The organism is Bacillus sp. 522_BSPC (genome assembly GCF_001076885.1).
Lineage (GTDB): Bacteria > Bacillota > Bacilli > Bacillales > Cytobacillaceae > Niallia > Niallia hominis.
On the sequence record NZ_JVDT01000004.1, the window covers coordinates 1 to 11,765 of the forward strand.

General features: G+C 34.3%; 10 protein-coding genes and 1 pseudogene. 1 reads left to right on the forward strand and 10 read right to left on the reverse strand.

The genetic code is table 11. The features are described from left to right. Positions 1-292 precede the first annotated feature (292 nt). Positions 293-847, forward strand: a pseudogene (gene uppS, locus ADJ83_RS00370) (polyprenyl diphosphate synthase). Positions 848-1,154: 307 nt separating this feature from the next. Here uppS and ADJ83_RS00375 read toward each other — a convergent pair. The 10 genes from ADJ83_RS00375 to ADJ83_RS00420 form a co-directional block, all read right to left on the reverse strand. Then, positions 1,155-1,985: a MurR/RpiR family transcriptional regulator gene (locus tag ADJ83_RS00375; RefSeq protein ID WP_031539354.1), complete on the reverse strand. Its 831-nt coding sequence runs from the start codon at positions 1,983-1,985 to the stop codon at positions 1,155-1,157. A gap of 97 nt (positions 1,986-2,082) precedes the next feature. Further along, complete coding sequence (gene anmK, locus ADJ83_RS00380; protein ID WP_031539355.1) at positions 2,083-3,264, reverse strand: anhydro-N-acetylmuramic acid kinase AnmK; 1,182 nt, start codon at positions 3,262-3,264, stop codon at positions 2,083-2,085. A gap of 45 nt (positions 3,265-3,309) precedes the next feature. Further along, positions 3,310-4,269 (reverse strand): GNAT family N-acetyltransferase, encoded by a 960-nt coding sequence (locus tag ADJ83_RS00385; RefSeq protein ID WP_031539356.1) that lies wholly within the window; start codon positions 4,267-4,269, stop codon positions 3,310-3,312. Between the two features lie 67 nt (positions 4,270-4,336). Then, positions 4,337-5,491 carry an exo-beta-N-acetylmuramidase NamZ family protein gene (locus ADJ83_RS00390; RefSeq protein ID WP_031539357.1) on the reverse strand — a complete coding sequence of 385 codons (1,155 nt, stop codon included), beginning with the start codon at positions 5,489-5,491 and terminating at the stop codon, positions 4,337-4,339. Between the two features lie 110 nt (positions 5,492-5,601). Beyond that, complete coding sequence (locus ADJ83_RS00395) at positions 5,602-6,273, reverse strand: DUF624 domain-containing protein (protein ID WP_031539358.1); 672 nt, start codon at positions 6,271-6,273, stop codon at positions 5,602-5,604. 67 nt (positions 6,274-6,340) lie between these two features. After that, on the reverse strand, positions 6,341-7,444 hold the full coding sequence (locus tag ADJ83_RS00400) for an ABC transporter ATP-binding protein (protein ID WP_031539359.1): 1,104 nt from the start codon (positions 7,442-7,444) through the stop codon (positions 6,341-6,343). 11 nt (positions 7,445-7,455) lie between these two features. Next, positions 7,456-8,310, reverse strand: a complete 855-nt coding sequence (locus ADJ83_RS00405) for a carbohydrate ABC transporter permease (protein ID WP_048716372.1) — start codon at positions 8,308-8,310, stop codon at positions 7,456-7,458. A 52-nt stretch (positions 8,311-8,362) separates the two neighbouring features. Then, entirely contained in the window at positions 8,363-9,280 is a 918-nt protein-coding gene (locus ADJ83_RS00410; protein ID WP_031539361.1) for a carbohydrate ABC transporter permease, read from the reverse strand. 160 nt (positions 9,281-9,440) lie between these two features. Next, a complete protein-coding gene (locus ADJ83_RS00415) occupies positions 9,441-10,802 on the reverse strand; it encodes an ABC transporter substrate-binding protein (protein WP_035416678.1) in 1,362 nt (453 codons plus the stop codon). A 158-nt stretch (positions 10,803-10,960) separates the two neighbouring features. Next, the coding region (locus ADJ83_RS00420; protein ID WP_048716368.1) for a glycoside hydrolase family 3 C-terminal domain-containing protein at positions 10,961-11,765 on the reverse strand (805 nt) is incomplete at its 5' end.

The following is an 11,765-nucleotide window of genomic DNA, read 5'->3' on the forward strand; positions in this document are numbered from 1 at the left end:
GGAACCCCCGGCATAGCCAGGGGTTTTCGAAACCATCAAAAAAAGGGAACAAGGTCATATAAGACCCCATTCTCCTTTTTTCTTCAAGAACACAAAATAAAATGTAAAAAAATTTAATAAATTTAAATAAATTACTATCATGCAAGGCTAGTGGAACCGGAGCATGTTGCTGTCATTATGGATGGAAATGGGTGGTGGGCTCAGAAGCAAGGTATGCCAAGAATTTTTGGACATAAAAGAGATAGCTTTCATTGTAAAATTGGTCAAAGTTGCAGTCCAATACAAAGTGAAGATGCTCACACTTTATACATTTTCTACAGAAAACTGGAAACCTCCAAAGTCAGAGGTTGACTCTATTTTAAGGATTCCTAAAGAGTTTCTACATATTTATTTACCAGACCTTATTACCAATAATGTACGCATCGAGATAATTGATGATATGAAAAACCTACCATCTTATACCTATGAATCCCTACATTATGCCATGGATCGCACTCGTGACAATAACACTCTACAACTAAATATTACAATCAACTATGGAAGCAGACAGGAAATTCTATACGCTATGAAGATTATGCTTCTCGACTTAAATGGTGGAAAATTAGCACTGGATAATCTAAATGAACAGCAACTTTCAAAGTATTTATATACAGCCAGTATAAAAGACCCTGATCTACTTATTCGAACTGGAGGATAAAAACGTCTAAGTAATTTTCTACTATGGCAACTTGCCTACACAGAATTTTGGTTTACCGATGTGTTTTGGCCAGATTTCTCTGAAAAAGAATTTCTACAAGCAATAGATGATGAGTACCAACATCGAAAAAGAAGATACGGAGGAATATAGATAGATGGGTCATGGGGATAGTTTCAGGATCATTGAAAAAGTGCCGCTTAGTTAAAATATAATTCTACATTAAGGCTGACATTTTGGGGAAATCCTCAGTTTTTCCAAAAAACATAGACATCAAATGTTTCTCCTTTTTAAGAGGATAATATAGCTACTATCCCCTTAAAATTAACTGCTTTAACCGTTATTTTGGCTTGTAAAGCCATGGATTTTAGAGCGTCCTCTCTTGGTACATTCTAATCAATAGAAATTTTTCATTTCTCCATTCCAAACTTTTAAGGGCCGGATCCCTCTCCCATTAATTCTACTTCTCCTTAATAAACTCAATTGCTTCCTTTGTCTGGTCAATATACTTTACAGTTTCATCATACTGCTGAGCTGCTACGCACATAAATAAGATATCAATAATATGTAATTGAGCTAATCTTGATGAAGTTGCACCACTTCTAAAAATGGCCTCTTTTGTTATTGCGGTATACAAACGAATGCTTGCTTGTTCATTCACTATCGAAGTACCATATCTCGTTAAGCTAATAGTCGGAACACCTTTTTTGTTGGCTAGCTCTAAGACTTTAGCTACCTCATTGGTAGTTCCCGAAAAGGAAATACCAAATACGACATCATCACTTTGTGCATTTGCCACAATCGTTGTAACCATATGAATATCGTTAAAAGCCGTTGCAGATTTATTAATTCTTAGGAATTTCTGTTGGGCATCCTTAGCAATAATTCCAGATGCACCCACGCCAAAAAAGTGAATATTTCTACATTTTTTAATTAACTCTACAGCTTTAGATAGTTCTACTGTACTTATTAATTCCGACGTTTCTTTTATTGTCTGTATACTATTATTGGTTATTTTTTGTATGATTGAGAACTCTGACTCCCTTGGCTCAATATCTCGAAATCCGATATCATCAGATTTCTGTAAATCTCCTGCTATCCTTAGTTTTAAATCTTGAAACCCTTTTAAATCTAAGGATTTACATAAACGAATAACGGCTGCACTACTAGTATTACTTTTTTTCCCTAAATCACTAGCTGTTAATTGAATCGCTTCTTGAGGATTCTCAATTATATACGCTGCAATTTTTCTTTCTGATGGAGGTAACTTAGACATCATTGCAGCAAGCATAACCAGCCCTCCATTAATGTTTGACAAAAGCCATCACCTCTTTTCAATAGATATATCGACTGAATTTGTAAAATAACACAAAAAAATAAGTATTTTATTAAATCTTTCTTTTTCTGAATATATATGATAGTGGTTTATTATATGGAATAGTGATATTCCCTAATATTTCAGCTTGATTAGCTCCTGTTACATTAGGAATACTGCTAACATTCTCATGAATGGTTTCATTTGCTAATAGTGCAAAAGCAATCGCTTCTTTTGCTTCGGATGAAAAACCAAGGTCTTCTTGAACATGAATCTTACAAGCCGCTTGAAATAATTGCTTTATCATAGAGATAAGCGAACGGTTTTTGCTTCCCCCTCCACTTATTATAACCTCGTCAATATTCATTTTGGGGAAAATAAAATTTCGATAATTACTTTCAATGGATTTAGCTGTAAACATGGTAAAAGTCGTCAAAATATCATATTTAGATAAGAAAGAAAAATCTTCTATTACTTTACAAGTGAATTCTTTTCCAAACATTTCTCTCCCTGTCGTCTTAGGAGGAGGCATTGTTATAAATGGTTGCTTCATCAAAAACATTAATAGATCCTCATCTACTTTTCCTTTTGAAGATAATTTTCCATCTTCATCATAAGGAACACCGAATAACTGTTGACATACCTCATCAATCATCATATTTCCTGGTCCCGTATCAAAGGCATAAATATCTGTAATTGCAGCATTTTTTGGAAGAACAGTTGCATTCCCTATTCCTCCTATATTTTGCAGCACTCGATTTTTAGAGGGATTTCTATATAACTGGAATTCAGAATATGGAACTAAAGGAGCACCTTGTCCTCCTGCTGCCATGTCCATTGTTCTAAAATTAGAAACGACAATGCAATTGGTTTCATAAGCAATAACAGCTGGTTCTCCTATTTGTAAAGTGGATGGTATATTTATCCCTTGTTTCTGTGGATGATGATAGATTGTTTGGCCATGGGAACCAATAAAATCCACTTTTTCGATAGGAAAATCATTCCTCTCACAAAGAACTTTCACAGCTTTGGCAAATAAGAAACCCAGTTTAAAATTTACATTACATATTAATTGAACATTTGATTTTTCGATAGAAATACAATCTTTTATGTCTGCAAGAATCTCTTTTGAAAAAGGAAACATTTGAAAATCCACTAGATTAACACGTACGTCTAATCCACTCCCCTTAATTTCAACTAATGCAGCATCAATTCCATCTAAAGAGGTTCCTGACATTAATCCGACCGCATACATACATAAAAACTCCTATTTTTTAATAAAAACTGCTACAACTCACTCTTACTCTGACATCACTCTTGTCTTTTTCATTACGTGGAACGTTCGAGTTATGTTAAATCCTGTCTTCCTATATAAATAACCTGCTGCTGTTTTTTCACCTGTCCAAAGGAACCATGCATTATGTAAACCTTTTGACTTCATGGATAAGAGGCATTCATGAAGTAATATTTTACCTAAACCTTTTCCTTGCTCGTCTGTATCAATTCCAAATGGACCAAAACGCTCCGCTATTCCCTCATAAGCACCATGCATGCAAAATCCAACGAGAACACCCTTTTTTCTTACAATAAATATATTCTCTAATTGCCCCCCATGCAAAATAGCTTCTCTAATTGCCCTTCCCCAATCAGGATTAAACTTCTCTGTTGCAAAGTGAATTAATTCATATAGATCTTTATTCTGCGCAGACTCAAATGTATATCCCTCTACTTCTCTCTCCAGTTTCAATGATTTTATGCCCTTTTTCTCTTTATACTCCACAAGGTTTTGATCCATAGCAACTGGAGAATACAGTTTTTTAAATCCATTTTTCTCTAAGAAGACTTTTCCCCTTGGATAAGCCGTTACATCCAATCCTGGTAAAATATAATTTGGTGCATACGATGAAAAGAATATATCCTTTCGGTTATGATCCCAGAGAAATTGAACAGCAGCTTCTAATAAACTCGTTCCTATCCTTTTCCCTTCGTATTTAGGATGTACAAAAAAGAAAGGGATCCAACCATTTTCCTCCTCTAAATCAGTCCCATACATTGGAAGCAATCTTCTTATTGCATAAACACATCCTATTAACCTTTCTTTAGAAAATGCTAGTTTTAATCCTGTTGGATCAAAGTTAACATCTAACAGGACTAAATTACAAAATCGTTTTAAGGTAATAGGATCATTTAATAAACATTTGTTCCAAAGTTGAACAATATGCTTTTCATCACCAGATTGATACGTTCTATAAACTATCATCTTTTCACCTACTCCTAGTATAATTTACCGCTTGTTGCTGTATAACCCAAAGCCGTTAATGCTGTTATCATTCACCATATAATAAATATGGTTTTACTTGCTTTTTAAATTGCTCAAGCTCTGATTCACAAGCTTCCATAAATTCATTGACTCTACCTTCCACAATCTTATTTCTTACCTCTTTATCACCTGAAATTAAGTCAAAAAAGGATCTATTTTGTTTTTTATCCATAGGAAATTCCAAATAATCAGGGTACATTTCCGCAATTGTTTCTATTAACATTAGACCTGTTTTTAAAGATTGATACGTCTTTCTATTCTCCACATGTAGCTGTACACCTTGACAAATTTCTCCATTATACTTTTGATAGGTTGGTTTAAATGAAGTTGGTCTTGCTAATACACCAGATAGTTTTTTCTCATTAAACTTTTTGGCTAAATAATAGCCATCTATAAAAGGCGCTCCTATATATTCAAATGGATGTGCTGTTCCCCTTCCTTCTGATAAATTAGTGCCCTCTATTAAACATGTCCCTGTATATAACAGTGTCATATCTATACTCGTCGTATTAGGGGAAGGTGGTACCCATAATAAATTGGTTTCCTCCAAATACATACTTCTTTTCCAACCTATCATAGGAATAACCGTAAGCTCACACGCTATATGAAATTCATGTTTAAAAAGGAAAGCTAATTCACCGACTGTTAATCCATGACGATTTGGGATTGGATACAAGCCAACAAAAGACCTTAACTCCTCTTTCACCAAATTTCCTTCCATCACATTTCCAGCTATAGGGTTTGGCCGATCTAAAACGATAAAGTGTTTACCATATGCAGCGCATGCTTCCATCATATAAGCCATGGTATAAATATAGGTATAATATCGAGATCCTATATCTTGTAAATCAAACACCACTACATCAATAGAATCCATCATCTCTTTTGTTGGTCTTCTCGTTTCTCCATATAAACTATAAACAGGAAGTTTTGTATAAGGATCTGTAGAAGAAACAACTTTCTCTCCTTCTTTTGCATCCCCACGTATTCCATGTTCTGGTCCAAAAAGTGCGGTTAAATGAATAGCTGGATGTTCATAAAATAAATCAATGGTTGGCTGCAGTCGGGCATTGACTCCTGTCATATTTGTTACTAATCCGATCCTCTTTCCGTTTAAAAGGTGAACCTTCTTTTCTAAAAAATGGTCAAGTCCTAGCTTCAAACTATCCCTTCCTTTCTATATAAAGATATTAATTAACTAACAATTTTTTCTCTTCTATATCCGTGTTAATAAACTAATTTCTACTATATAACCATCTATCAGCGTGATTCCTATTTAGCTGTCTGTTGATTTCCATACTCTCTTTCACTCAACTCTATATTATCTGTTGCATTTAAAATAAATATGGTAAGAATACCAATGAACAATAAGAAAAAGCCGATTACTGTAAAACTTAAAAGGATAGCGATACATAGAATTTGCATAAAAAAACCAATCGTATACCAAGTATGTGACATAAACTTTTTTATTGATTTATTCATCGCTTGTAATAGGTGTAAATCTTCCATTACAAGATAGGGAATCGTATATACTTGTGAGATTAAAAAAGTAATACAGAGATAGGTTTGAAAAATACAAAATAAGAAATACATATATCCATGATTAAGTGTTACATAATACCACCAAGAGGAAGCAGGTATAATAATTGCCAACCAAAAAAGGATGCCAAATAAAAAGGCTCTCTTAAAGTAATAGAAGAATTGACGAAAAAAATCACCAAATTTATAACGTTGATGCATTAACATGCGTTTCATTAACGAATAAACGGCCACTGTAGCTGGTATGAACGTCAAAAATAGAAATACCATTGCACCAGGTATAGGTAATATAAACACAACTGGAACAACAAATAAAGACCAAGCAATACTGCAAAACACGACAGACATAATATTCGTAAAAATTTGATGTCCCGTTTTCTTCACTAATTTACTAATCGATAGCATTATCCTCACCATACTTTTACTTTATTATTTTTTCTCTCTTCATAACGATGACACCTTCCAAAAAAAATCACGAAATTCTTTCCTCTGTATCCACATCAAATAATTGCATTTTTTCTAAATTAAAGAATAGAGAAATAGGTGATAATTTATTTATTTTATGTTCCGCACTAACTCTACTCGTGATTTGTTCATCACCAATATTAAAATAAAGGAGATACTCAGCCCCTAAATGTTCTACTACTTTAATAGTCGGGGTAATCAGATTTTCTTTAGGCTGATAGTTGATTAAATCTGTTGTCATAATATCTTCTGGACGTATTCCAAATACAACCTCTTTTCCTTGATATGCTTTATACTTTGATAATAATCTCTCAGGAACAATAAATTCGCTTCCTGCTGCATAAAGCTTATTTCCTTCTAATCTTGCCTGAATAAAATTCATCGGTGGTGCACCAATAAATCCAGCTACAAACATATTGTTTGGTTTCTCATACAGCTCTTCTGGAGAAGCGATTTGCTGTATTTTTCCTTGATTCATTACTACAATTCTTTCTCCTAATGTCATCGCCTCTACTTGATCATGCGTTACATATATAATAGTTGCTCCTAGTCTTTTGTGCAGTTCAGATAATTCTACACGCATTTGAACTCTCAGCTTGGCATCTAAATTACTTAATGGTTCATCAAATAGAAAAACACTTGGATTACGGACAATCGCTCTCCCTACGGCAATTCTTTGTTTTTGTCCTCCACTTAACTCTCGGGGCTTTCTATCTAATAAATCTTCGATACTTAAAATAGCAGCAGCTTCTTTGATTTTTTCTTCGATTACTTTTTTAGGTGTTTTTAAGTTTTTTAAGCCAAACTCCAAATTTTCTCTTATAGTCATATGTGGGTATAATGCATAATCCTGAAAAACCATCGCAATATCCCTATCTTTCGGATGAACCTTATTAACTAATCGATCACCTATATAAATATCTCCAGATGTTTGTCTCTCAAGACCTGCAACCATACGTAAGGAAGTTGTTTTCCCACATCCGGAAGGCCCAACAAATACTAAAAATTCTCTATCCTTTACGGTAAAATTAGAATCGTTTACTGCACGGACGATACCCTTGTTATCATCTTCAAACTCTTTTATAACATTTACAAATCGAACTTCACTCATTGATTTTCCTCCTATCCTTTTACAGCTCCAATAGTAATTCCACGCAAGAAATATTTTTGTAAAGCAAGAAAAACAAGAATCATCGGTAATGCACTAAATACAGCTCCAGCCATCATTGCCCCATAATCTTGTAAATTTTCGAAACGGAAGCTTGTTAACCCCACCTGTAACGTTCTCATGCTATTTGTATTGGTAACTAAAAATGGCCAGAAAAAGTTATTCCAATGAGCAACAAACGTGAATATGCCTAATACAGCTAAACCGGGTTTCGCCATCGGAAGAATGATCTTCCAAAAAATTCGGAACTCACTACAGGCATCAATTCTTCCAGCATCAATAAGAGAGCTTGGCAAGGAACTCATAAATTGTTTCATTAAAAATATACTGCCGACACTAACCATTCCAGGAACAATTAATCCAATATATGTATTTTGCAATTGAAATGTATTAACTACTAAAATATACAATGGAATAAGTGTAACTTGTCCTGGAATCATCATCGTTGATAGTAACATCCAAAATAACCCGTTTCTCCCAGGAAATCTAAGCTTTGAAAATGCGTATCCTGCCAGAGACGCAAAGAAAACATTAATAATCGTACTTACTCCTGAGACGATCACACTGTTTAGAAACCAACGCCCTAATCCTGCAGCACTTAGCATTCTTTTATAGGCATCTAATGTGGGATTCTTTGGTATTAATTCTGGAGGAACGGCAGTAATCGCGCTTGAATCCTTAAAGGATGAACTGACCATCCATAATAATGGGATAAAAGTAAATATAGCCCAAAGACTTAATAAAACAAAAATGATAAAGATGCCAATCTTTTTAAATACTTTGATTCTCCGGTCTTTCTTTTCATCCATAATCTTTTGTTGACTATAATCAATAGTAGATTTCACTTCCATTTATACCCTCCTAATATTCGACATCACTCGCCAAAAATTTAAATTGCAAGATGGATATTATTATAATGATAAACCCTAATATGAATGCTTCTGCAGAGGCCAGACCAAATTGGTAGTATTCAAATGCGTGTTGATAAATCAAATACGCGATCGTGGTCGTTGCAAAATTGGGTCCTCCTTGTGTCATTACATAGGTAGCCTCAAATACTTGAAACGAGCCTATAATACCTGTAATTAACATATATAATGTAGTCGGTTTTAATAATGGCCAAGTAATATTTTTTAATTTTGACCACCAACTTGCAGCATCAATATCTGCTGCTTCGTATAACGATTTAGGAATTCCACCCATTGCAGCAAGGTATAAAATAACCCCACTTCCATGTCCACCAATATAGGTCATAAGCATAATAGAAAATAATGCTGAATCATAGCTAGCTAACCACATTTTAGAATCCATCCCTAACCAGCCGAGTATCACATTCATAAGGCCAGCATCAGTTGGATCAAACATCCATAGCCAGATTAATGACATGGTAATGCCAGAAGTAACGGCCGGTAAATAAAACGATGCTTTAAAAAAGGTTTGTGAGCTTTTATTAATCGGAAAAATCATTAAAGCTAAAAAGAAGGAAATAATAATATTTACAGGTACGGTCCCAACTGTATAGATGGCCGTATTCTTCATCGCTTTCCAAAAAACATCGTTTGAAAGCAAATGCTGATAATTTTCTAACCCAATAAAGGTAGAACCCATAATATTGTATTCTTGAAAACTCATAATAAAGGACGTTACAAGTGGATATACAGTAAATACAAGAAACAATAAAATAGGCATCCCAATAAAGGCATAACACCAACCATAATCTATGAAAAATTGCTTGATATTCTCCTTTTTATTCCCTGCTTTCTGAACAGTTGTGGTCATAGCATGTCGCCCCCTTTAATTTAAACAAATTTAAATGTGTCTTTAATCAGACTCGGTTCCTGTTTATTGGAGAAAGGAGAGATTTCATCCCCTCCTTTTCTCAAGCGAACAGTGCAAGCTACAGATTGCTGTTATTGCTGTTATTCCTCTTATCGCAATTCTATTTTAGGACACTGTCTGCTACACTAGTCCACTCTTTAACTGTTTCTTCAGGTGTTAACTCCCCAGCTAAGAAGCCTTGAAATTTCGGTCTAATTCCTTCATTCAATACCTGTTGTGATTTTTGCGCTAAATCAGGATCTAGCTTAGAACCAGGTTGTACATAACCTAACGTTCTTTTAATAAATTGGCCATTATCTGTATTAAGCTGTAATAAATCAGCAAACATGTCTTGTCCAGATTTTCTAGCAGGTGGAATAAACAAAGTTGCAGCCGTTACGCTTGATTTTGTTCCAGTTAAATAATTTAATACTTTTGCCGCATTTTCGGTATGTTCATCGCCTTTATAATTTTTTTGTTTAAATAGCCACATACCTCCTCCACCACCTGTTGCAACTTCTTGTTCTCCTTCATTATGAGGGAAAGGTAATAAAACAAAATCGATTTTTTCTCCTTTGGTTTTTCCAGCATCAATCTCTTTATTACGATTTTCATTAAATCGAACTTGATAAGGACCAGTTCTACCAAAAATACCAGTTTCTCCCGCATTAAACATATCATTTGCTTTTTGTGCATCTATGCCAGCTGTTTCTTTCGGCATTACTCCATTGTCCATCATTTTTTTCATAAAGTTTAATGTTTCAATGGTTTTATCGCCATTCCATTGAAATTCTCCTTCTTCGGTAACCGTTTTAAGCACGCCATTATTTCTCATTAGATGAGTAAATGTTTCTTCGTCCTTCCCTTGTGTTACGAAGCCGTATACTTTTTTTCCGTTATTTTCTAACTTCGATATTTTTTCTGAAATATCATAAAATTCCTGCCAAGTCCAACCGTCTTTTTGAATTTTAGCTACATCAGCTCCAACTTCTTCTAACATTTTTTTGTTTCCGCCCCATGTATGAACAGAAATCCATTGTGAAATAGCCCATAACTTCCCATCAATTGTGAAATTTTCCTTTGCGAATGGTTCTAAATCTGCTAAATCATCGCTATCAAAATATTCATCTAATGGTACCGCTAATCCTGTTTTAATATATTTTGGTTCCATAACCGAGAAGAATATATCTGGTGGATTTCCAGCATTTAGAGCAACATCGAATTTTTTTGCTCCTTCTTCCCAAGATAAAATCTCATACTCTACTTTAATATCTGGATTTTCTTTTTCTACATCAGCTATTAACTCTTGGAGGTGTTCTTCATAGCTTTTTTGTCCTACATCAGGATTTTCCTTATAATGTGGGTACGTCCATACAGTGATGACATCTTTGCCATCCTTGTTTTTTCCATTTGCATCTTTACTACAGCCAACCATTGAAATAACTAAAATGATAGTGATACATGCTACTAAAAACTTTTTCACCTTTTTCCCCCCTAAATGAATGTTACTTCCTATAAAACTACTAGAAAAATACCCTAATACCAAAACGAATAAGAAGTCTACCTCACCTCCTTAACTTGAAAAAAACTTGTTGAACAATTCATTTTATTCAGATATTTAAGCTGAAAAATAAAATTCTTCTATTGTTTTTTTTCTATTGTAACTGGTAATTTGCCTGTTACACATTCTTGTCCATATATACAAGCTGCTGCTATTCGTAAGGCTGTTTCTGTAAATTCATATGTACAGATATACACAGGAACAGTCGGTAAATACGCTAAATCATATGGGTTTCTAATCGCTAACACGATGACTTCTGCCCCAGCCTCTACCAATTCTTCTATTAAGGTTATTTGCATACTACCACTTACTATAGATAAAGTTGCTACAATGACCTTATCATAATGAATAGATCGTTTGATGATAGTCCTGATCTCTTCTATAGTCGGTGGGTTGGAAATAGTCACGATATCTGCTGATGGATGAATGGCTTTTATTGCTTCTCCTAAAGACATCGTTGAATAACGCTTATCCTCCACAAGCAACGTTTGATTATTCTCTGGATAAACAATCAGTACTTTATTTTCTGGACTACTAGATAATGGAAGGATATTATTTTCATTCTTTACAATCGTAATCCCTTGTCTATAAATTTTTTCAGCCATTAATCTATGCTCCGCTCCCCCTACAAAATCTGGGATTAGCATTTTTTGCTCTAGATCAATATCTTCCCATTTTAAATACTTCTTTTTTAATTGAAACACTCGTTGGAAAGCAGCATCAACCATAGATTCATCAATTTCTTTCGATAAAACAGCTTGTGTAACTTCTTTAATTGTTTCTAATTGCGGACCAAAAGAATGTGAAATCATCACCAAGTCCCCACCAGCTTTTATAAATTCAATTGCACCTTTTGCTGTTCCAACTGTTTTCGATATGGCATTC

What these genes read in the sequence shown, in the direction of transcription:
- ADJ83_RS00375 (WP_031539354.1), bottom strand. Translation starts at nt 1,985, where the DNA reads ATGCTTGCTGCAATGATGTCTAAGTTACCTCCATCAGAAAGAAAAATT.
- anmK (WP_031539355.1), bottom strand. Translation starts at nt 3,264, where the DNA reads ATGTATGCGGTCGGATTAATGTCAGGAACCTCTTTAGATGGAATTGAT.
- ADJ83_RS00385 (WP_031539356.1), bottom strand. Translation starts at nt 4,269, where the DNA reads ATGATAGTTTATAGAACGTATCAATCTGGTGATGAAAAGCATATTGTT.
- ADJ83_RS00395 (WP_031539358.1), bottom strand. Translation starts at nt 6,273, where the DNA reads ATGCTATCGATTAGTAAATTAGTGAAGAAAACGGGACATCAAATTTTT.
- ADJ83_RS00400 (WP_031539359.1), bottom strand. Translation starts at nt 7,444, where the DNA reads ATGAGTGAAGTTCGATTTGTAAATGTTATAAAAGAGTTTGAAGATGAT.
- ADJ83_RS00405 (WP_048716372.1), bottom strand. Translation starts at nt 8,310, where the DNA reads ATGGATGAAAAGAAAGACCGGAGAATCAAAGTATTTAAAAAGATTGGC.
- ADJ83_RS00410 (WP_031539361.1), bottom strand. Translation starts at nt 9,280, where the DNA reads ATGACCACAACTGTTCAGAAAGCAGGGAATAAAAAGGAGAATATCAAG.